Source organism: Coleofasciculus sp. FACHB-1120, assembly GCF_014698845.1.
Taxonomy (GTDB): domain Bacteria; phylum Cyanobacteriota; class Cyanobacteriia; order Cyanobacteriales; family FACHB-T130; genus FACHB-T130.
Window position 1 is genome coordinate 111706 of sequence record NZ_JACJTV010000008.1, and the last position, 21919, is coordinate 133624.

A 21919-nucleotide genomic window follows, 5' to 3' on the forward strand; every position below is an offset into this window, starting at 1 on the left:
AAGCGTTTGTGTCTTTGTGAATTTATTCGCCTCAAAGACACATCGCAATAAAAATCAACCCAATAGGTAATTAATAGACGTGTTGACTGAGCTAGATTAACAGAAAAGCCTCTGGAGGCTGTGCTATGTGTATTTGTGTTAACTGCCAATACGTAGACCGCTGCACCACCTATCATGCGGTAGAAACGCAGCATCAGGTGCCTCACCTAACTGAAGACCCCGATTTTGAAGCTACTGAACCCACCATCAATGTCAATATCCGCACCGAGGGGGAAATGATTGAGATGGAGTGGGATGTTGTGGGTTGTCTCAGCTTTAAGCGGGAAACCGGCAAATGGGCGCGGTTGCGTCCCGGCGAGTTAGTGCCAACCTGAAAACCTCTCAGTCAGATTGCCCTAAGTCACGGTATTTTACCCAACTTTAACGCGACGGCTACTGCTGCTTCAGTAGCCGTTTTGTTGCGTTTAGGCAATTCAGGTAACTGCATAGAGTCGAACTTAGTCAGAAAAATCAATGGCTTCTCAATAATTGCTCGGAATACAGACGACGCGCGTAACGATTGGCTAAGAATCTGCGCTGTCTTAGAGTTATTACAGTAATTAATAAACTAATGCTTTTTAATCTGCTTGTGGCAACGATACCTCAGCAGGTAGGCAAAAATGAATATAACTGGTGGAGAGGGTAGTAGGAATTAGGAAAGCGATCGCTCTAAGCTGTATTCCATAATAATTAGCATATTCATCTGAATTAATTTATGAAATATTAGCCATGATAATTAGGAATCTTTAATAGCCGTTATTCCGTTTTGATTCTGGGAAGATACGTATAATCTCGCCCGTATCTCACCGCTCACCCACAACTACGCTCGAAACAAAGGGAGCTAATAAGAAGTCTAGTTTGGGAGTAAAGCGACTTGCTTTAACAGAATTTATCTGGTTCAACATCAATTAAGAAAACCAAGGCGTAGTTATGAATTTAAGTCATTATATCCCAAGAATAACACCGTTTTACGCCCGAAACAAAGCCGCTATTGGACTAAGTATTTTAATCATTGCCGGATATTTAGGGAACTATTTCCGTTTGTCATTATTTTTTGATATAGATTTCCTATTTGGCAGCATTGCCGTTTGGATTATAGTATTTTTGTACGGTACAGGTTGGGGTACTTTTGCAGGCTTCGTTTCTGGCATTTGTACTTATTTTATTTGGCATCATTCCTACACGGTAATTACCTTTACCGCTGAAGCATTCTTTGTCAGTTTATTGTTTCATCGTCTACGTCAGAATATCGTGCTGCTAGACGGAATTTTTTGGCTGTTCATCGGGATGCCTCTCATTTGGCTATTTTATGCCATTATCTTGCACGTAGATACTACACAAGCGTTGATTATCTTGTTAAAGCAGCCTGTAAACGGGATTTTCAATGCTTTAATTGCTAGCTTGATGCTGACTCATTTACCGATTCATAAATGGCTAGGTCGTCCTCAAGCAGTTAGCACGCTTTCTTTGCAACAAACTGTATTTAATTTGTTAGTTGCTTTTGTCTTCTTTCCTACTCTAATTCTTATAGTTTTAGACAGCCGCCGGGTAATTGATAACATCAAGACAACAGCTAATGCAGAACTCAAGGCGGCTTCTATAGATTTAGTTGTTGAAATGCGTTCTTGGCATCAGCAACATCTAAAGGCAGTTCAGGAAATCGCTCGGATTGCTGCTTCCGCTGAATCAAACCAAGTGGAAACATTGCAGCCAAGTATAGAATTTTCTAGGCGTGCATTTCCAGATTTCCATAATATTTATGTTGTCAACCCTGAAGGTAAAGCAATTGCATCTTCTCCACAACAGAATGAATCAGGAGAGTCCATTATTGGCTCGAATCTCACTGTTAAACCCTACTTCAAGGAAATCAATAATACTCTGCAACCTACTCTATCAGATGTATTAACCGGACAAAAGGTAATTCTCAGTGTACCCGTACTGAGAGATAATCGCTTCCGTGGCTTAGTCATTGCAGAACTCGATTTGAACGGTATTGACGAACTCCTAAAATCAAATATTGACGAGCGAGGACTACTAATTAGTCTCGTCGATCGCAGAAAATCTGTAATTGCTAGTACTCAGCCTGATCGAGTAGCAATGCAAACATTTGATCGTCGTAAGGATGGCGAAATTCTTCCAATTGCGCCGATGACTTATCAGTGGCTACCGATAACTGGCAGTCGGCTTGTCATGGTGCGTTGGAACAATTCGTTCTTTGTGCAAGAGACCCTAATCGATAGCCAACTTCCTTGGACTCTCATTGCAGAATTATCTGCGACACCACACGTCCGCCATATAGAGCGCGTTCATACGAATAGTTTAGCGATTTTGATGCTAATTTCAGCGATCGCGCTCATTTTTGCAACCCTTCTAAGCCGCAGCTTAGTTAGCCCTCTCTCAAAACTAGCGCAAGTGACGACAAACCTGCCTTACAAACTTTCAGAGCAAGAATTAATCGATTGGCCAAACAGTTCGGTGACAGAACTGGACGCTCTAGTTCGCAACTTTAAGTCAATGGCGGCGACACTTAATCAAAAGTTTTGGGAAATCAAAAGCACCAACGAAATGCTTGAAGAACGGGTGCAAGAACGTACTCAAAAATTATTAATCATTAATACAGAACTTGAAGCTGAAATTGCCGAACGACAGCGAACAGAGGAAAAGTTAAAAGCTTATACCCTCAAATTGGAACAAAGCAACCGGGAATTGCAAGACTTTGCCTTCGTCGCTTCCCACGACTTGCAGGAACCATTGCGGAAAATTCAAGCCTTTGGCGATCGCCTTAAACTTAAATACGGTGCATCCCTCACGACTGAGGGGCAAGACTACCTGGAGCGAATGCAAAAAGCAGCGCAACGGATGCAAACTCTGATTAATGACCTCCTCTCCTTCTCGCGAGTGACAAGCAAAGCTCAGCCTTTTACTCCTGTCAATATCACCAACGTGCTACAAGAGGTCTTGTCTGATTTGGAGGTGCATATCCAGAAGGTAGGCGCAAAAATAGAAATTGGCGATTTGCCAACGATTGATGCCGATCCGTCGCAGATGCGGCAATTATTACAAAATTTGATTAGCAATGCGCTGAAATTCCACCGTGAGCAAGAAGCACCAGTCGTCAAGATTTGGAGTCGCTTGTTAGAGAAGAACGAGCCGCTTTGGACACAAGAATTACCAACTCATCCGATGTGTCAAATTATGGTAAAAGATAATGGAATTGGTTTTGATGAGAAGTATCTGGATCGGATCTTCACAGTTTTCCAACGCCTACACGGTCGTACCGAGTATGAAGGAACTGGAGTTGGCTTAGCAATTTGCCGTAAAATAGTCGAGCGTCATGGTGGTAGCATCACCGCAAAAAGCATCTTAGGGCAAGGATCGACATTCATTTTTACACTACCTGTTGAACAATCTAAATAATAAATTTGGGAATTTTAACTTTTATCTTTTGACTGAAAAACTTTAGAAGTAAATGATGCCACGATTCTGCAACTTGGTGTGAGTAAAACTCTGTGAATGAAGCTGGAAAACTAATTACTATCTTGATGGCTGATGATGATGAAGACGATCGGCTGCTAGCAAAGGATGCATTAGAAGAATGCCGACTCGCTAACGATCTGCACTTTGTTATTGATGGTGAGGATCTGATGGATTATCTTTACCATCGGGGTAAGTATACTCAGTTAATAAAGTCGCCCCGCCCAGGTTTAATCTTGCTGGATCTGAATATGCCTAAAAAGGATGGGCGAGAGGCTCTCCAAGAAATTAAAGCCGATCCCGACCTGCGCCCCATTCCAGTTGTTGTGCTGACGACATCAAAGGCTGAGGAAGATGTTTATCGCACTTACGATTTAGGTGCAAACTCTTATATTGCTAAGCCAGTTACATTTGAATCCCTCGTTTCCGTGATGAAAACTTTAGGAAAATATTGGTTTGAAATTGTTGAGTTGCCACTAAATGAAATAGGGAAATAAATACTTAAACTAAAGCCCCGCCTAATTCTTGGGTTTGATACTGCTTAATGTTGGGAAACATTGAGCAATCCTAAATTACGGGAATTGAGTCAGGGAAAACGAGTAATTATTTTTTATACATTTTCCATGCCCCAAAATGATTGGGGTTTTGTAAAACTTGAGGCGAAACCATTAAAATCTGTGGTAAGTTGCTGTGCTGTAACAATTAGTTCTTCTGCTGCATTTTGAGTTAAAGGTTTAGCGAAAAAATATCCTTGCCCATATTCGCATTCCATTTCTCTCAGTTGGGAAAGTTGCTCGGCTGTCTCTATCCCTTCTGCTGTCACATTTAACTCTAAAGTATGAGCCAGGGTCACGATAGCGCGAACAATTTCTAAACTGTCGTCTTTTGCTCCCATTCGGCTAACAAAAGAACGGTCAATTTTTAACTGATCGATGGGAAACCGATGTAGATAACTTAAAGATGAATAGCCAGTGCCGAAATCATCAATATGCAGATGCACGCCCAAAGATTTTAATTGGAAAAGCATCTTAATTGCCGATTCGGCGTTATCCATGACTGCACTTTCAGTAATTTCTAATTTTAAACTTCGCGCATCTAGGCGAGTGTCCCGTAAAATTTGGTCGATTTGCTTGACTAAATCTGGTTGTAAAAACTGTTTGCTGGAAAGATTAACACTGATTGTTAATAGTAATTCTGGAGAGATTTGCTGCCAATCATGCATTTGGTAGCACGCTTTGCAGAGTACCCACAGTCCGATGGGAACGATTAAACCTGTTTCTTCGGCAATTGGAATAAATTCCGATGGAGAGATTAAACCGCGCTCTGGATGATGCCAGCGTACAAGCGCCTCGAAACCGTCCAGTCTGCCTGTTGTCAAAGACACAATGGGTTGATAGTGAAGCTGAAATTCATGCCGCTCGATCGCACGCCGCAAGTCGTTTTCCAGTTGTAAAAGTGCCACGGCGCGGGTGTGCATGGTGGTATCAAAGACTTCATGACGCGCTCTTCCCATCGATTTAGCACGATACATAGCGGTGTCAGCATCGCGCAGGAGATTTTCTGGACAGTCATATCCGATTTCCGGGGCGCTTTGCGAACCACCCCCGATGGCAATGCCGATGCTTGCCGTCGTGAATACCTCTTGCTCATTGAGGTTGAAAGGATGCATCAGTTCTAAGTGGATGCGCTCGGCAATGTCAGTGGCGTTGTTGATATTTTTGATATCGTCGAGCAGGATAGTAAACTCATCTCCGCCTAGCCGTGCGACTGTATCGCCACCCCGCAGGCAAGTTTTCAACCGCTGCGCGATCGCTATCAGCAATTGATCGCCAATCATGTGTCCCAAGCTGTCATTAATCACCTTGAAGCGGTCAATATCGATAAAGAGGACGGCAAAGAAATAGTCATTGGTTCGTTTTGAACGTTCTATTGCCTGTCCCAATCGATCCATAAACAAGGCTCGATTTGGCAAACCAGTCAACACGTCATGAAACGCATCATGGAGGAGTTGTTTCTCAACTTGCTTGCGCTCGGTGATATCAGTTTGAGAGCCAGCCATGCGCGAGGCTTTCCCATTCGCGTCTCGTACAGCCATCCCCCGAATGAGCATCCAACGGTAGGTCCCGTCTTTGTGTAAGATGCGATGTTCGTTCTCAAAATGGGGGGTCAGTCCTTCGAGATGTAAAGAAATCTGCCCTTTTAACCGCTCTATATCCTCAGAATGAACTCGCTCAAACCAAGCATTGGGAATCTTGTTAATTTCGTTCTCCTCAAAGCCCAGCATCGATTTCCATCGGGGAGAAAAATAAATTTCGTTTGTTTTTAAATTCCAGTCCCAAAGTCCATCGTTAGCACCAGAAACGGCGAGTTCGTAACGTTCTTGACTCTCACGCAATGCTTCCTGAGTTTGGGCAGCCGCAAGGGCTGCCTTGACGCGCTCGGTAATATCTTGGAAGGTAACAACTGCACCCACCATCTGACCATTTTCTCGAATAGGGGTGCTGATGTACTCAACGGGAAAACTTGTGCCGTCTTTTCGCCAAAAGACTTCTTCATCTACTTGTTGAACTTTGCCATCCTGAAAGGCTGCATAAATTGGACACGCTTCTCGCGGATAGGGAGCGCCATCAGATTTTGAATGATGGCAGATAAAATGTAAGGGTTTGCCAATAAGTTCTTCGACTTCCCATCCCAGCATTCTCGCAGCAGCTGGATTGACAAAGGTGGCATTTCCATGAACATCCAAACCATAAATTCCTTCACCCGCTGAGTTGAGAATTAGTTCGTTTTGGTGGCGCAGTCGTTCAATTGCCTCTTCGGTTTGCTTGCGAACCGTGATGTCGTTCTGCAACCCGATGAAGTTGATGAGTTTCCCTTCGTTATCAAAAACTGGGTTGATGGTGAGTTCATTCCAGAACGGTGTCCCATCTTTGCAGTAGTTCAGCACTACACAAATAATAGGTTGCTTTGATGCGATCGCTTCTCGCATCACTTTCACAACAGAGGAATCGGTGTCTTTCCCTTGTAGGAAGCGGCAATTGCGACCCATCACTTCCGCTGCTGAGTAGCCAGTGATGGCAGTAAAAGCAGGATTGACAAAGATAATTGGATTGTCAGGTAAAGTTGGATCGGTGATCGTCACTCCAGTTGTCAGGTTAGCGATCGCCGCCGCTAGCTGGCTGTTTTCGCGCATGGCTGACCGCAAGGCTTCTTCTGCCTGCTTGCGTTTGGTAATATCGGCAGCCAAACCATCGATTCGGATGACATTCCCATTCGCATCACGCCCTAGATGAGCGCGATTGCGAACCCAACGTTCTTCCCCGTCCGGTCGGAAAATGCGATACTCTTCGTCTGCTGCACCGACTTGGAGTAACGCTTGCATCATCGCTTCTATTCGTTCTCGATCGTCTGGGTGAATCACCTCCAGCCAGAGGTTCGGGCGCTCAAAGAACTGAGAGACTGGACGACCATAAATTTCCGCCGCCGCCGGACTGATGTAAATCGGCTCCCCGGTAGTGGCTGAAACCGACCACACGCTGTCTTCGAGCGAGCCAAGAATATTCTCCAGCCGCGATTCACTCTCTCGCAGCGCCTCTAACGTTTTGACTCGCTCGATCGAGTAGCGGATCGCTCGCTCCAACAGCGGCGCGTCCATCTTCCCCTTAACTAAGTAATCGGCAGCTCCCGCTTTCATTGCTGCAACGTCTACTTCCCGATCTCCTTGCCCGGTCAGCAAGATGATCGGCGCTTTACAGTTAGTTAAAATGGCTTCTTGTAACAATTCCAAGCCATTGTGTGCGCCAAGACGATAATCCACTAAATAGACATCATGTTGATGCATCTGAATTTTTTCTAAGGCAGCATCATAACTATTTACCCATTCGAGATCAAACTTTTCTCTCTCAATTTCTAAGAGGAGATCGCGAGTCAGAACATAGTCATCCTCGTCATCCTCAATTAAAAGCACTTTTATTGAGTCTTTAGACATAAAATAGTATTAGAAACAAAATACCTCTATCTTAGAGTTCCTCTCCTCAAGGGTAAAGCTAGAGAAGTCAGCACTCAGCCACATTTGCAAATTCACTCACAACTAGTTTTTGGCTTGAGTCCTGACGAGTATTACTTTTTAACAGGCTTAAGAAGAATCAAATTAAAATTTGGCATCTTTTGGCATCTTTCCGTTGAGATACCTACTGAAAATATTTTTTAAGGCTAAGCAGCCAATAAAAAAGGCGAAGACTCGCCTATTACATCCTCCGGTTCTCAAGGAGAATCTTGGGTTGCCTCTTTGCCGATGAACAGGAGAGCGATCGCGCCTGAGTGCTAGCGGCAGAATCCTCGCGCGTAGCCGTCTCGATGACAATCTCAAGATTTACCGCCCAGATTGACACCCTGAGCGGATCGAGCCACTATGATAGAAGTATGAATCTATGTAAAGACCCAGATAAATGTCTTTAGAATTTGTATCTGTAGAAAATATCAAAGAAATTGCCCACCACTACGGTTACTGGGCAGTTTTTTTGGGGATTTTGCTAGAAAATCTTGGCATTCCCATCCCTGGGGAAACGATTACCCTCGCCGGGGGCTTCTTGGCGGGTAGTAAAGAACTGAATTTCTGGTTCGTGCTAGGGAGTGCGATCGCGGGTGCTGTTCTCGGTGGTACTTGCGGTTACTGGATTGGCAGAAAAGGTGGCTGGCCCTTGCTTGTGAAAATTGGGGGATTTTTCCGCATCCGCGAAGAAAAACTCTTACAACTCAAGCAACAAGTGAGCGAGAACGCCGGAAAAACAGTGTTTCTCGGTCGTTTCCTCGCTCTGCTGCGAATTGTCGCCAGTCCCCTGGCTGGAATTGCCCAAATGCCCTTCCTCAAGTTTATGGCTTATAACATCGCTGGGGCGACTGCTTGGGCATCGGTAATGGTCACGTTGTCCTTTTTTGCAGGGCGACTCGTACCCTTGGAACAATTAGTTGTGTGGGTCGCACAATTTGGTTTAATTGCGTTATTCCTATTGATTGCCTGGATTGCCGTTCCTCTGTGGCTGGAGTCTCGCGAAGCCAAGCGTTCAATCGAGGGAGATTAGAAAAAGTTTTGAGTGATGAGGAATTAAGTTTTAAATAAAAAGAATTTTTTTTCTAACTCAAAACTCAAAACTCAAAACTCAAAACTTTCAGACTAACCTCTCGCTTTTTGCGACCAAACGCGAGTCGGCAATCCCCAAACGTAGATAAATCCTTCAGCAGCTTTATGGTCAAACTGGTCTTCAGCCCCATAAGTTGCTAACGTTGGGCTGTAAAGGGACTTGTCAGACTGACGCCCCACAGTCATCGCGTTGCCCTTAAAGAGTTTAACTCGCACCGTTCCTGATACCCGCTCCTGTGTTTGTTGAATGAAGGCATCTAGGGCGGCTTTGAGCGGACTATACCAAAGACCGTTATAAACTAGCTGAGTATAAGTTTCTTCGATACCACGCTTGTAGTGGGTCACATCTGCGGTCAAGGTGAGACTTTCTAAGTCGCGGTGGGCATTAATCAAAACCATTAAAGCCGGGGCTTCATAGATTTCCCGCGATTTGATACCAACCAGGCGGTTTTCGATCATATCGATCCGCCCGACACCGTGATTTCCGGCAATTTCGTTGAGTTTCGTAATTAGCGCGACAGGCGGCAAAGCTTCACCGTTGAGGGCAATCGGAATGCCTTTTTCAAAACCAATTTCAACGTATTCTGGCTCGTTGGGCGTGTCAGCGATCGCTTTGGTCATCACATAGATTTCTTCTAGCGGTTCCGTCCAAGGATCTTCTAGGGGTCCTGCCTCAATGCTGCGACCAAATAAATTGCGATCGATACTGTAGGGAGATTTCTTTTTCACGGGCGAAGGAATCCCATAACGCTCACCATAAGCGATCGTTTCCTCTCGGCTCATTCCCCACTCTCTCGCTGGTGCCAACACCTTCAAATCTGGGTTCAGCGCGGCAATCGATACATCAAACCGAACTTGGTCATTCCCCTTCCCGGTGCATCCGTGCGCCACCGCATCCGCACCGTATTTTTCAGCCGCTTCGACTAAAAGTTTGGCAATCAGCGGACGCGCCAAAGCAGTCTGGAGGGGATAGCGATTTTCATAGAGAGCGTTCGCTTGAATCGCTGGAAATGCATAATCTTTGACAAAACTTTCTGTAGCATCAGCAACCAGCGATTCACTGGCACCCGATTTTAGCGCTTTTTCCCGGACTGGCTCTAGTTCGTCTCCCTGTCCCAAATCCGCCGCCAGGGTAATCACCTCTTCAACTCCCCACTCCTCCTTCAGGTATGGGATACAGACGGAGGTATCGACTCCACCTGAATATGCCAGCACAACTTTGGTAGCACGACCCATTGATCTCTCACTTCTGCAAAACAACGAGTTCTTATTATGCAACTAATCCATGCCAAGTCTTGTCAGGAATAGCACAGATTAATCGACAGCCATAGTCATCTGGGGCACCAAGGGATAGATGAAAATGCTTTCTGTTCAGTGGCTTATAGTTCTTTGAGAGATACTAAAAGTGTTGCAATCCGGGGGAAATCGTGTTTTTTAGCGTTGTCATTCCAACTTATAACCGCAAGCCGATTCTAGAAAAATGCCTCAGAGCAATGGAACATCAGCAGTTGAATGCTGGTAGCGTTGTCAGCGGCTATGAAGTGGTGCTGGTGGATGATGGTTCGACGGATGGCACGTTGGAGTGGTTATCCCAACACGCCGCTGAATTTCCTCACGTGCGATCGCTCTTGCAAGATCATCAAGGGCCAGCCGCCGCCCGTAATCTAGGAGTAGAACAGGCTCAGGGTGACACGATTATCTTTATTGATAGCGATTTAGTCGTCACCGAGCATTTTCTCCAAGCACATGCCGACGCCTTAGTTGAGGGAGAAAAGAACCTCGGAAGCGATCGCCTTTTTACCTACGGTTGGGTGATCAATACCAATAACTTCGATAATCCCACCTCCGAACCCTACAAAATCACGGATTTTTCCGCTGCTTACTTTGCCACGGGGAATGTAGCGATCGCTCGTAAATGGCTCGAAAAAGCTGGATTATTTGACACCCGCTTTCAACTTTACGGCTGGGAAGACTTAGAACTCGGCATCAGACTGAAACAACTCGGTTTAAAACTGATTAAATGTCCAGCCGCCGTTGGCTATCACTGGCATCCTCCCTTTGCCTTAGAACAAATTCCCCCCATGATTGATCGAGAAATTCAACGGGGGCGGATGGGCGTTTTATTCTACCAAAAGCATCCTACCTGGGATGTCAAAATGATGATTCAAATGACCCTACTTCACCGCATCCTCTGGGGTCTTCTTTCCCTCGGTGGCAGGCTCAACGAGCGCACAATGGCACCCTTTTTGCAATGGCTAATTAATCAAGGTAAACCCCAATTAGCCTTAGAAATCGCTCGAATTTTCCTTAATTGGTACAACGTTCAAGGTGTTTATGCAGCCTACGCTGAAGCTAGGCAAAAAGCATAATTTACACCCTTGTACTGCCAACGATACAAGCAAGCGATTTGTTTTGCGCGATCGCTAATCTTTGTAATCTTTTCATTGCCTCATTGCCAAATATCCACAAATGAGGCTAATACAACGGTGCTAGCTTATTTTTCAATGTTTTTCCCGTAAATTTTTCTATCAAAGCCCTTATAACTCTGATAGACTGGAAGAGTTGTCTAAATTCGTACATTCCGCACATTCAGGGTTTCGGGTGTTTCCGCTGGAAATACGCCTGGATGGAGGATTAACCCGAAAGGAAAATAAATATGTCAGTTGTTTCTTTGGCTCAGATGATGGAGTCGGGTGTTCACTTTGGGCACCAGACCCGCCGGTGGAACCCAAAAATGGCTCCATACATCTATACATCCCGCAATGGCGTCCACATCATCGACTTGGTGCAGACTGCCCAGCTGATGGAAGATGCCTACACCTATATGCGAACCGCAGCCGAACAGGGCAAAAAGGTTCTCTTCATCGGCACCAAGCGTCAAGCCGCAGGAATTGTGGCTCAAGAAGCCGCTCGTTGTGGTTCTTACTACATCAACCAACGTTGGTTGGGGGGAATGCTCACCAACTGGACGACCATTAAGACACGGGTAGAGCGCCTAAAAGACTTGGAACGCCGGGAAGAAACCGGAGTCCTTGATTTGCTGCCTAAGAAAGAAGCTTCGATGCTGCGCCGGGAAATGACCAAATTGCAGAAATACCTTGGCGGTATCAAGCAAATGCGGAAAGTTCCTGACATTGTGGTGATTGTGGATCAGCGTCGGGAATATAATGCAGTTCAAGAATGCCAGAAACTGGGAATTCCCATCGTCGCGCTGTTGGATACAAACTGCGACCCGGATGTAGTAGATATTCCTGTTCCAGCCAATGATGATGCCATCCGCTCGATTAAGCTAATAGTGGGTAAGTTGGCAGACGCTATCTATGAAGGTCGTCACGGTCAGCTAGACGCAGAATCGGAAGAGGATTACGAAGATTACGAAGGCGCTGAAGACGATGTCGAATACGAGGAAATCGACTCGGCTATTCCTGATGGTGACGAAGAAGAAACCGAGGGATAATTCAGCGTTAGAAACATCAATTCTTAGTTAGGAACTGAGGAAATGGCGGAAATATCTGCAAAACTCGTGAACGAGCTGCGCCAAAAAACTGGTGTCGGCATGATGGACTGCAAGAAAGCGCTAATAGAAACCGATGGCGATATAGCCAAGGCGATGGAATGGCTGCGGCAAAAGGGAATGGTTAGCGCGGGGAAAAAAGGCGAACGCCAAGCCTCAGAAGGACTTGTCGGCAGCTACATCCATACCGGAGGTCGAGTTGGCGTCCTGGTGGAAGTGAACTGCGAGACAGACTTTGTCGCCCGCAACGAAGCTTTCCAAACTCTGGTGCGGAACATAGCCATGCAGATTGCAGCGTGCCCTAACGTTGAATATGTAAAGGTTGGCGACATTCCCGCTCAAATCGTTGAGAAGGAAAAAGAAATCGAAATGGGGCGGGATGACCTAGGCAACAAGCCACAGAACATCAAAGAAAAGATTGTTCAGGGTCGGATTGACAAGCGCCTGCAAGAGTTGAGCTTAATCGATCAGCCCTACATTCGTGACCAAAGTATCACGGTGGAAGAGTTGATCAAGCAAAATATTGCGACTTTGGGTGAAAACATTCAAGTCCGTCGCTTCGTCCGATTTATTCTGGGCGAAGGATTGGAAAAGAAAGAAAGCAATTTTGCTGAGGAAGTTGCAGCTCAAATGGGCGGCAATTAATCATCAAGTTTTCTGGCTGAATCGTTAGAAAAGACAGGTTTCCATCATGGAGACCTGTCTTTTTTTATCTTTATTTTAAAGAGATTTTCAGCGCTTGTAGGTAGGGCATCACCATTCTATATATTTCAAAAAATCAACACGTTTGAAACCATTTATAAAGACAGAAACACTAAAAGCAGAAAAACTTTTTGTTTCAGTGGAATTCTTAACATCCCCCCTAGGAGTGTTTTCTCGCTGCTTGTGTTAGACTTTTGAGCGCGAGTAGATGAAGGGGACACTGCGAAACGCCACTGAGGAGTGCAAAGTCACCAGAAAAGCCACGGACTTTTTCAGCCCTTAAATAGACAGAAGCGTATCTTGGAGTCAGCATCAAGCTGACTATTTGCTAGTAAATTTTAGAGCGCTACGGAAGTGACGTTTAGCTGGTGCGGGAAATCCTGTTAGGGTATTCAATTCTATTGATAATCTATTTCTGATAGTTCTAGGAAGAGGGAAGGATCGTAATGAAAATCAATTTACAAGTGCCAGGGATTAATTTAACTAGCTTGAAAGAGGCACCGATTCATACCGCCAGTCAAATTCAGCCTCATGGGATACTGTTTGTTCTTGCAGAACCTGAGTTAACCATATTGCAAGTTAGCAGCAATATATCTACAGTTTTCGGAATCTCTCCCGAAAAGATACTGCAAAAAAAATTAGAAGAACTCCTCGATCCATTCCAGGTAGAGAGAATTAAAACAGGACTCTTAGAAGACAATCTTGATTTTATCAACCCTATTAAGATTTGGGCTAGAAGAAAAGGCGACGAATACTTAGTGTTTGATGGTGTTTTCCACCGGAATCCAGATGGGTTTTTAGTTTTGGAATTAGAGCCTGCAATTTCTCAGGAGAATATCCCCTTCTTAAGCTTTTATCATCTAGCTAGAGCTTCCATCAACCAGTTAGAAAAAACATCAACTCTAGGTGATTTTTGTCAGATTATTGTCAAAGAGGTGCGAAAAGTCACTGGATTTGACAGAGTGATGCTATATAAATTTGATGACGATGGTCATGGATCGGTCATCGCTGAAGAAAAACTAGAAAGTATGGAGCCTTACTTAGGTCTTCACTACCCAGAATCAGATATTCCTAAACCAGCTAGAAAATTATTCACCTCGAATTGGATCAGATTAATCCCGGATACTACTTCTCAGCCTGCTAAACTTTTTCCGACTCTTAATCCAGCTAGTCAGCTTCCGCTTGATTTAACGAACTCTATTCTCAGAAGCGCGTCTCCTTGTCATATACAGTACTTACACAATATGGGTGTGGGTGCTTCTCTGACAATTTCATTGATGAAAGATCAAAAACTTTGGGGTCTGATTGCTTGCCATCATCAGTCACCCAAATATGTTCCTTATGAGCTGCGTAAAGCTTGCGAATTTTTGGGGCGCGTTATCTTTTCAGAAATCTCAACGAGAGAAGAAACTGAAGATTACGACTATCGCATGAGGTTGACATATATCCAATCAGCCTTGGTTGAATATATGTCCCAAGAAGAAAACTTCATTGATGGTTTAGTTAAACACCAACCGAATTTACTCGATCTCGCGAATGCTAAAGGTGCCGCTGTATGCTTTGGCGGGAATTGCACGGTGGTTGGGGAGACTCCCACAGAAGAAGAAGTCAATTTTTTAGTCCAATGGCTAAAGAATAACGTCGATGAAGAGGTCTTCTATAGCGATTCCTTACCTCATATTTATCCAGATGCGGAAAGGTTCAAAAACGTTGCCAGTGGCTTATTAGCGATTCCGATTTCTCAGAATAACTATGTTTTGTGGTTCCGACCAGAAGTGATTCAAACCGTTAATTGGGGTGGCGATCCCAATAAGGCGTTTGAAGTAACCCAGTCAGAGGGAAATATTCGTCTGTGTCCTCGCAAATCCTTTGAGCTATGGAAGGAAACGGTTCGCTTAACCTCTTTACCCTGGAAACAGGTAGAAATTAAAGCAGCACTTGAACTCAGAAAGGCAATTATTAACATTGTGCTTCGCCAAGCTGATGAACTTGCCCAATTAGCTCAAGACTTAGAACGTTCCAATGCTGAGCTGAAAAAGTTTGCTTACGTCGCCTCCCATGACTTGCAAGAGCCACTCAATCAGGTAGCGAACTACGTGCAACTTTTAGAGATGCGCTATCAAGAGCAACTCGACGAAGACGCGAAGGAATTTATTGGCTTCACTGTTGAGGGAGTCAGCTTAATGCAGACGCTAATTGATGATGTGCTGGCATACTCTAAGGTGGATATGCAGGCCATTGAGTTTGAAATGACTGGGGTGGAGACGGCTTTAGACCGCGCCTTGGCTAATTTGCGAGGACGCATCTCGGAAACAGGAACTGCGATCGCTCACGATCCCTTGCCGACGGTTATGGCAGATAGCACCCAGTTAATGCAACTGTTCCAGAACCTGATTGGCAACGCCATCAAATTCCGCAGTGAGCAACCGCCAGAAATCCATGTAGGAGCTTCTCGGCTAGAGGATGCGTGGCTATTCTCAGTACGGGATAATGGCATTGGCATTGATCCGCAGTTTAGCGATCGCATTTTTGTCATCTTTCAGCGTCTGCACACGCGGGATGAGTATCAAGGTACAGGAATGGGTTTAGCAATTTGCAAAAAGATTGTCGAGTGTCACCGAGGGCGCATCTGGGTCGAGTCCCAATTAGGTCAGGGTGCAACATTCTACTTTACGATTCCAGTAGGGGGACGCGATCGTGAGCGTAGAAACGGAAGAAAACCACAAAACAATCTTTTTAGTCGAGGACAATAAAGCCGATATCCGCTTAATCCAAGAAGCCTTAAAAAATAGCTCGCTTCCACACCAAGTCGTGACAGTTAGGGATGGTGTGGATGCGATGGCTTTCTTGCGCCAAGAAGGCGAGTATGCTGATGCACCTCGCCCTGACCTGATTTTGCTGGATTTGAACTTGCCGAAGAAGGATGGTCGAGAAGTTTTGGCGGAAATTAAAGCCGATCCCAAGCTGAAACGCATCCCAGTAGTAGTGCTGACAACTTCAAAAAATGAAGATGATATTTTCCATAGCTATGACTTGCACGTAAATTGCTACATCACCAAATCCCGCAACCTCAGCCAGCTCTTCAAAATTGTTAAAGGAATTGAAGAGTTTTGGCTGGAAACTGTTACCCTGCCATCGGAATGATGACAAGAAATTTTCGTATCTTGTTAAAATGCAAGCAGTTGCCGAGCGGGGACAGGAGGGGAGGGGAGATCCCAGAAGATTATGCCTGGAAGCTCTATAAAAATCTTGTTGATTGAGGACAACTTGGCAGAAGCCAGATTCATGCAAGAGCTTCTGAAACAAGCCAAGTTCAAACAGTTTAGTCTGGTACATGTCAAACGATTGAGGGAAGCGCTCAATCGACTCAATGAAGATTGCTTTGATGTAATTTTGTTGGATCTGACCCTACCTGACAGTCAAGGTTTGTGTTCTCTAGCTCCCCTAAACAGCCACGCTTCTGGCTTACCGATTGTTGTGCTGACAAATACGAATGACGATGAATTAGCGATAGAAGCAGTCCGACAAGGGGCACAAGATTATCTGGTTAAGCGCCAAGTTAATGCAGAGGTGCTAGTTCGCTCTTTGTGCTATGCAATTGAGCGAAAGCAGGTTTCGGAAACATTACGAACAGTCAATGAGGCGTTAGAAATCCGAGTTCAGGAACGAACGGCTGAGCTAGTTAAAGCCCAAGAAATTAATCAGTCTAAATCTGAATTTGTTTCTATGCTTTCTCACGATTTCCGCAATCCTCTGAATAGGATTCTCCTTTCTGCTGGATTGCTCCAAGACTACGACCAAAAACTAAGCGATGAGAAGAAAAATACTCATCTCAAACTGATTCGTTCAGCAATCAAAAATCTGGCTCAGCTATTAGATGAAATTACATTCATCGGGAAAGCTGATTCAGGGCAACTTCAGTGTCAACTGATTCCTCTAGATTTGAAATCATTCTGCTACAAATTGGTCGAAGAGTTGCAACTCTTTACAGTTGAAAAATATCAAATTATTTTCACCTGTCAAGAGGAATTGGGAGAGGCGTTATGGGATGAAACCCTACTGCGGCATATTTTAGACAATTTACTCGCTAACGCGATTAAGTATTCACCAGAAGGCGGCACAGTGCGTTTTGAACTAAGCAGCCACGAGAAAACAGTCATCTTTCAGATTCAAGATCAAGGAATTGGCATTCCCAAAGAAGATCAACCTCGGCTGTTTCAGCCTTTCAATCGTGCTAGAAACGTCGGCACAATTCCTGGCACTGGGTTGGGGTTAGCGATGGTCAAAAAGTGTGTAGAGGCACATGGGGGTGAGATTTCAATGAAGAGTGAAGTCGGAGTCGGCACGAGTTTTACGGTGACGCTGCCGTTGATCGGAGAAGCAGCGTCATTGGATAGAGGTGCCTAAGTCGAGAAATGTAATTAAATCTACAGGCAGGGGAAGGGGAATCGGTCGCCTTCTTGCCATTTTCACTGTCTTCCACCATCCGTACTGAATTTGTCCCACCGCAAGGACGGTTAGTGTGCGGTAGTTCGCTTGTACATCGCGTTATTATTAGTCCTTAGTCGATAGGCATTAGCCTGTTGCTACTGACCGATAACAAATGAAGAAGGGTCGTGGATTAAATAACTTCTAAAATTCACCTTCTGTAGGGGCTTTTTCTGTGCCATGCCCCTACGCTTTTGAATTGGGGTTGAATAAATTCATGTTTCTGAATGAACGAATGACGGGGAGTCGGTATTCTAAAGTAGGGGAGTACATCTGTACGCCCGTACCGTCCCGATTGACAGATGTAAGCAGCAATGGCGAGAAGAGTAGAGGAAATTGAGCGGGATATGGCAGCGCTGGAAGAAGCAATCAAAGCGATCGCTATAGAATTCCACGATACATACAACGATTACCTGACTGCCTTAGGACAAGCCATGCGGCAGCAGTTGATCGTGGCGAGTTATTATCTTTGCACCCAAGTTTATCCGGAAGCGTTTCTCAGCCTGTCCGTCAGAGAACGACAGCAATTGCAACAGAACCTTCAGCAAGTGGTAAGGCTTGCTCAACCACAACTGCGAACCCTTGAAAGCAGTCGTCCCTCTCAGACATCCGACTGGGAACTACCTCCAGAAGAGGGTTTTACCGCCCCAACTGATGATTTAGCCATCGAGATGCCAGCGCCACCAGACACTCTCGACACCCTAAACCTCAATAGCGACAGCTCAACCAGTCGCTTTACCTTTTCTAACGTCCCTACAGACAACCCAGAGGATTTGGCTCGATGGCAGGAAGCGGTAGAAAACGCCATGAGCGAAACGTTACTCGACGTTTCTTGCCAAAGTAATCGTCTATTACAAGAAGTGGGGATATTACCGAAAAACTTTCCACAAGCTGTTCTGGAAGCTGCTGCTAGAGCGGAGCCATCGGGAGAGCCTGTGGTGGGACGTCCCAATCTTTTAAAATTTGTGGTTCAAATGGAAAATGAGCCGGGAGAAACGTCAAATCTCCCGGCTTTAGAAAAACCAACTTTGATACCGATTATCGCGCTCCATCTGCGATTATCTGAGATTGAATTTGCTGATTCAACGGTAATGGCTGGGCGCAACCAGATTCGGAACCTTAGCGCACGACTTAGCACGCTGCGTCGAGAATTTCAGAAAAAGCAACGAGAGCGCACCGTAGCTGCGGCAGAAGCCGCTTGGCGTGCCTGTTGGTTTGAAGAATAATGGGAATCGTCATAACGATTGACAATATCCGGGTGAGGACTGCTATTGGCTAATGGTTAATGGCTAGTTGTAAGAATAATCAGGCTATTTGCGATTAGCAATTAACAACAAAGGGGAGAGAAGATGCAAATAGAATCACCGGATTGGCTGCGATTGCAGAAAGCCCTTTCAGTCGAGGCAGAACGGGGCTTTACGGACTTAATGGGGAAACAATATCGTTTCAGTGAATTCTTATGCCTAGAGTTCGGTAAAGCTCCATCGTTTTTGCCACTAATCGAACGACATCGGTGGCAGGAGATGGCGTCTCAGTTTGCCCGTTACCCGAACCTCACCCTCTCCCAGCGACAACACTTGGTCGTTGAAACGCGGCGATTTCTCCACCAAATGCAACAAGTGATGGAGAGGCAAGAGCGATCGCGATCGCATCAACGAAATGAAGACAATCAGCAAGAAGTAGAAACCCTTCAATCGTCTCCATCCCCGGCTACCCCAATTCCGCGCACCACGCCCCTTGTCCAGTCCAACGTAGCGATTTCTCTTGACCAACCGCTGACCAGTTTGCCAGATGTGGGAATCAGAAAAGGCGGGTATTTAGCCAAGCTGGATCTACATACAGTGCGGGATATCCTCTTTTATTACCCCCGCGACCACATTGACTATGCGCGTCAGGTGAATATCTCTGAGCTGGAAGCGGGTGAAACGGTGACACTGATAGGAACGGTGAAGCGCTGTACCTGCTTTAGTAGCCCAAAAAACAAGAAATTAACCATAATGCAGGTGGTGCTGAAAGATCGCACGGGTCAAATCAGCCTCAGCCGCTTTTTTGCAGGTTCTCGCTACAGCAATCGCGGCTGGCAAGAAGGAATCAAAAATCGGTATCCCCAAGGGGCAGTCGTGGCGGCTTCTGGCTTGGTGAAGAAAAGCCAATATGGTCTGACTTTGGACGATCCACAACTGGAAGTTTTGGCAAACCCTGGAGACCCGATTGATTCCCACACCATTGGTCGGGTGGTGCCGGTGTATCCCCTAACAGAGGGCGTAGCGGCAGATATGGTGAGGCAGGCGGTCATTGCTGCTCTCCCCGCCGCCGCCCAGCTCAAAGATCCTTTACCCGCGGTTTTACGGGATGGGTATGGATTGATGAAGTTGTCGGATGCGATCGCCAACATCCATTTTCCTGCTGACAGTGCCGCCAAGGAAGCCGCCCGTCGCCGTTTAGTCTTCGATGAGTTTTTCTACCTTCAATTGGGTTTCCTCCTCCGTCGCCAAGCCCAACGCCAAAAGCAGTCCAGCGCTATCTTAGCTCCCAGAGGAAAGCTGATTGAACAATTCCACGAAGTTTTGCCTTTTCGATTAACGGGTGCCCAACAGCGGGTACTCAACGACATCCTCAACGATTTGCAATCATCCACCCCAATGAATCGGTTGGTGCAAGGCGATGTCGGTTCTGGTAAAACTGTCGTGGCAGTTATTGCCATCCTCGCCGCGATTCAATCCGGCTACCAAGCGGCGCTGATGGCTCCCACTGAAGTTTTGGCAGAACAGCACTATCGCAAGTTAGTCAGTTGGTTCAATCTTCTGTACTTGCCCGTAGAACTACTGACAGGTTCCACCAAAACTGCCAAGCGCCGCCAAATTCATGCCCATCTAGAAACAGGCGAACTGCCCCTATTAGTCGGGACTCATGCTCTGATTCAAGAGAAAGTCAGTTTTCATAAGCTGGGATTGGTAGTGATTGACGAACAGCACCGTTTTGGAGTGGAACAACGGGCGCTGTTGCAGCAAAAAGGCGAACAACCCCATGTATTAACCATGACCGCTACGCCAATTCCCCGCACCCTGGCGCTGACAGTACATGGGGATTTGGATGTGAGCCAGATTGATGAGATGCCACCCGGTCGGCAAGCAATTCATACGACCGTACTCACGGGCAAAGAACGCACCAATGCCTACGATCTCATCTGCCGCGAAGTTGCTCAAGGGCGTCAAGCATATATCGTCTTACCCCTGATTGAAGAATCGGAAAAGTTGGATGTGCGTTCGGCAGTTGAGGAGCATCAGCGCCTCTCAGAAAGTATTTTCCCTCAGTTCCAAGTAGGATTGCTGCACGGTCGTATGAGTTCAGCGGAAAAAGATGAGGCAATTACCCGATTCCGCGATAACCAGACTCAAATCATTGTCTCTACTACGGTGATTGAAGTGGGTGTGGATGTGCCGAATGCAACGGTGATGATGATTGAGAATGCCGAACGTTTTGGCTTATCGCAGTTACACCAGTTGCGGGGGCGCGTCGGTCGCGGTGCCGCTCAATCTTTCTGCCTTCTGATGAGCAGCACCAAAACCGCAGATGCTCGTTACCGGCTCAATGTATTAGAACAATCCCAAGACGGCTTTTTTATTGCTGAGATGGATATGCGGCTGCGCGGCCCCGGTCAAGTGCTGGGAACTCGCCAGTCTGGGGTGCCAGATTTTGCCTTGGCGAGTTTGGTGGAAGATCAGGAAGTATTGAATATCGCGCGGGATGCTGCTGAGAAAGTGATGGCACAAGATGCCAACTTAGAGCGATCGCCCTTATTAAAAGCTGAGTTAGATTATCGTTACCAGCGCTTAATGGGCGGGGCAATCTTAACATGATTAACCACGACCGCTTATACTCAAAGAACTGCTTACCGATTGTTTCTGGTTTTGTTGACACTTATCTCCAGCTAAATGCAGTAGAAGAAATTTTTCAAGCAGAAATAGCTAAATTTGAACCAGCACAACAGGAGGTAGTGATGGAAATCATCACCAATTGGATGCAGCAAGGTATAGAACGAAGGTTGTAACAAGGAAGGCAAGAAGGAAAGTTGGCAGTGATTATGCGCTTCCTCAATCGCCGAATCGGTACAGTTGAGCCTGAGTTGCAAGAGCGAATTCGCCAGTGATCCCTCAACCAGCTAGAAGATTTAGCCGAGGCGTTGTTAGACTTTTCGGATGTCGCAGATTTGGCTGCTTAGTTAGAAAGCCGAGGAGAGGATTAAAGGCTAGAATTCTTACAAATTTGTGATACGCTCTGGTTTGCGCGATCGCTCCTAATTAAAATCAGATATGAGGTCATCGTGACCAGTGGCTGATAGAAGCTGAAACTTTGACGGAATTAGCCTTAAAGCTTTCCTTTGGAATGGAAAGCTATTTTTTATATATGTATAATATTCAATAAACTTAATAAGTAAAATTAATATATCAAATCAAGTGCCTGTTACCTAATAAATTATCTCTTAAAAATATAATAATCTCGACACGATTACAGAATAACAGTTATTATAAACAGCAATTCAATATTCCGGTAAAACTAGA

General features: G+C 45.6%; 15 protein-coding genes and 1 pseudogene. 14 read left to right on the top strand and 2 right to left on the bottom strand.

Annotation, left to right across the window (positions count from 1 at the left end; translation table 11 throughout):
• The first annotated feature begins 125 nt into the window (after positions 1-125).
• From H6H02_RS10395 to H6H02_RS10405, 3 genes are all read left to right on the top strand, one after another.
• Positions 126-374 carry a Ycf34 family protein gene (locus H6H02_RS10395; protein WP_190817268.1) on the top strand — a complete coding sequence of 83 codons (249 nt, stop codon included), beginning with the start codon at positions 126-128 and terminating at the stop codon, positions 372-374.
• Positions 375-969: 595 nt separating this feature from the next.
• Positions 970-3456 carry an ATP-binding protein gene (locus tag H6H02_RS27090; protein WP_242040656.1) on the top strand — a complete coding sequence of 829 codons (2487 nt, stop codon included), beginning with the start codon at positions 970-972 and terminating at the stop codon, positions 3454-3456.
• 125 nt (positions 3457-3581) lie between these two features.
• On the top strand, positions 3582-4010 hold the full coding sequence (locus tag H6H02_RS10405) for a response regulator (protein ID WP_190817402.1): 429 nt from the start codon (positions 3582-3584) through the stop codon (positions 4008-4010).
• Positions 4011-4123: 113 nt separating this feature from the next.
• Here the strand turns inward: H6H02_RS10405 and H6H02_RS10410 are convergent, their stop codons facing one another.
• A complete protein-coding gene (locus H6H02_RS10410; protein WP_190817270.1) occupies positions 4124-7501 on the bottom strand; it encodes an EAL domain-containing protein in 3378 nt (1125 codons plus the stop codon).
• Between the two features lie 460 nt (positions 7502-7961).
• On the opposite strand from H6H02_RS10410, the gene H6H02_RS10415 reads away from it, so the two are divergent.
• Positions 7962-8594, top strand: a complete 633-nt coding sequence (locus tag H6H02_RS10415) for a DedA family protein (protein ID WP_190817272.1) — start codon at positions 7962-7964, stop codon at positions 8592-8594.
• Between the two features lie 92 nt (positions 8595-8686).
• Here H6H02_RS10415 and H6H02_RS10420 read toward each other — a convergent pair whose 3' ends face one another.
• Positions 8687-9889, bottom strand: coding sequence for an argininosuccinate synthase (locus tag H6H02_RS10420; RefSeq protein WP_190817274.1), 1203 nt, complete (start codon positions 9887-9889; stop codon positions 8687-8689).
• 191 nt (positions 9890-10080) lie between these two features.
• Between H6H02_RS10420 and H6H02_RS10425 the strand changes: the two genes are divergently transcribed.
• The 10 genes and pseudogenes from H6H02_RS10425 to H6H02_RS27100 all read left to right on the top strand — a co-directional run.
• Entirely contained in the window at positions 10081-11022 is a 942-nt protein-coding gene (locus tag H6H02_RS10425; RefSeq protein WP_190817276.1) for a glycosyltransferase, read from the top strand.
• A 287-nt stretch (positions 11023-11309) separates the two neighbouring features.
• Positions 11310-12110, top strand: coding sequence for a 30S ribosomal protein S2 (rpsB, locus tag H6H02_RS10430; RefSeq protein ID WP_190817278.1), 801 nt, complete (start codon positions 11310-11312; stop codon positions 12108-12110).
• 42 nt (positions 12111-12152) lie between these two features.
• The gene (gene tsf, locus H6H02_RS10435; RefSeq protein ID WP_190817280.1) at positions 12153-12812 is read left to right on the top strand and encodes a translation elongation factor Ts; all 660 of its coding nucleotides are present in this window, start codon (positions 12153-12155) and stop codon (positions 12810-12812) included.
• A gap of 503 nt (positions 12813-13315) precedes the next feature.
• Positions 13316-15622, top strand: coding sequence for an ATP-binding protein (locus H6H02_RS10440; RefSeq protein ID WP_190817282.1), 2307 nt, complete (start codon positions 13316-13318; stop codon positions 15620-15622).
• Positions 15567-16013 (top strand): response regulator, encoded by a 447-nt coding sequence (locus H6H02_RS10445; protein WP_190412061.1) that lies wholly within the window; start codon positions 15567-15569, stop codon positions 16011-16013. Before H6H02_RS10440 ends, H6H02_RS10445 begins: the two co-directional genes overlap by 56 nt.
• Before the next feature lie 81 nt (positions 16014-16094).
• Positions 16095-17276, top strand: a complete 1182-nt coding sequence (locus H6H02_RS10450; protein ID WP_190817284.1) for a hybrid sensor histidine kinase/response regulator — start codon at positions 16095-16097, stop codon at positions 17274-17276.
• A 395-nt stretch (positions 17277-17671) separates the two neighbouring features.
• On the top strand, positions 17672-18583 hold the full coding sequence (locus H6H02_RS10455) for a hypothetical protein (protein WP_190817286.1): 912 nt from the start codon (positions 17672-17674) through the stop codon (positions 18581-18583).
• A 123-nt stretch (positions 18584-18706) separates the two neighbouring features.
• Positions 18707-21217 carry an ATP-dependent DNA helicase RecG gene (gene recG / locus H6H02_RS10460; protein ID WP_190817288.1) on the top strand — a complete coding sequence of 837 codons (2511 nt, stop codon included), beginning with the start codon at positions 18707-18709 and terminating at the stop codon, positions 21215-21217.
• Positions 21214-21408 carry a hypothetical protein gene (locus H6H02_RS27095; RefSeq protein ID WP_242040657.1) on the top strand — a complete coding sequence of 65 codons (195 nt, stop codon included), beginning with the start codon at positions 21214-21216 and terminating at the stop codon, positions 21406-21408. Before recG ends, H6H02_RS27095 begins: the two co-directional genes overlap by 4 nt.
• 12 nt (positions 21409-21420) lie before the next feature.
• Positions 21421-21579, top strand: a pseudogene (locus H6H02_RS27100) (DUF4351 domain-containing protein); the annotation flags it as partial.
• Positions 21580-21919: the final 340 nt, after the last annotated feature.

Excerpts from the sequence above, each read along its gene's own strand:
- H6H02_RS27090 (WP_242040656.1), top strand. The coding sequence starts at position 970 with ATGAATTTAAGTCATTATATCCCAAGAATAACACCGTTTTACGCCCGA.
- H6H02_RS10410 (WP_190817270.1), bottom strand. The coding sequence starts at position 7,501 with ATGTCTAAAGACTCAATAAAAGTGCTTTTAATTGAGGATGACGAGGAT.
- H6H02_RS10395 (WP_190817268.1), top strand. The coding sequence starts at position 126 with ATGTGTATTTGTGTTAACTGCCAATACGTAGACCGCTGCACCACCTAT.
- recG (WP_190817288.1), top strand. The coding sequence starts at position 18,707 with ATGCAAATAGAATCACCGGATTGGCTGCGATTGCAGAAAGCCCTTTCA.
- H6H02_RS10420 (WP_190817274.1), bottom strand. The coding sequence starts at position 9,889 with ATGGGTCGTGCTACCAAAGTTGTGCTGGCATATTCAGGTGGAGTCGAT.
- H6H02_RS10415 (WP_190817272.1), top strand. The coding sequence starts at position 7,962 with ATGTCTTTAGAATTTGTATCTGTAGAAAATATCAAAGAAATTGCCCAC.
- H6H02_RS27095 (WP_242040657.1), top strand. The coding sequence starts at position 21,214 with ATGATTAACCACGACCGCTTATACTCAAAGAACTGCTTACCGATTGTT.
- rpsB (WP_190817278.1), top strand. The coding sequence starts at position 11,310 with ATGTCAGTTGTTTCTTTGGCTCAGATGATGGAGTCGGGTGTTCACTTT.
- H6H02_RS10455 (WP_190817286.1), top strand. The coding sequence starts at position 17,672 with ATGGCGAGAAGAGTAGAGGAAATTGAGCGGGATATGGCAGCGCTGGAA.
- H6H02_RS10450 (WP_190817284.1), top strand. The coding sequence starts at position 16,095 with ATGCCTGGAAGCTCTATAAAAATCTTGTTGATTGAGGACAACTTGGCA.
- H6H02_RS10440 (WP_190817282.1), top strand. The coding sequence starts at position 13,316 with ATGAAAATCAATTTACAAGTGCCAGGGATTAATTTAACTAGCTTGAAA.
- H6H02_RS10405 (WP_190817402.1), top strand. The coding sequence starts at position 3,582 with ATGGCTGATGATGATGAAGACGATCGGCTGCTAGCAAAGGATGCATTA.
- tsf (WP_190817280.1), top strand. The coding sequence starts at position 12,153 with ATGGCGGAAATATCTGCAAAACTCGTGAACGAGCTGCGCCAAAAAACT.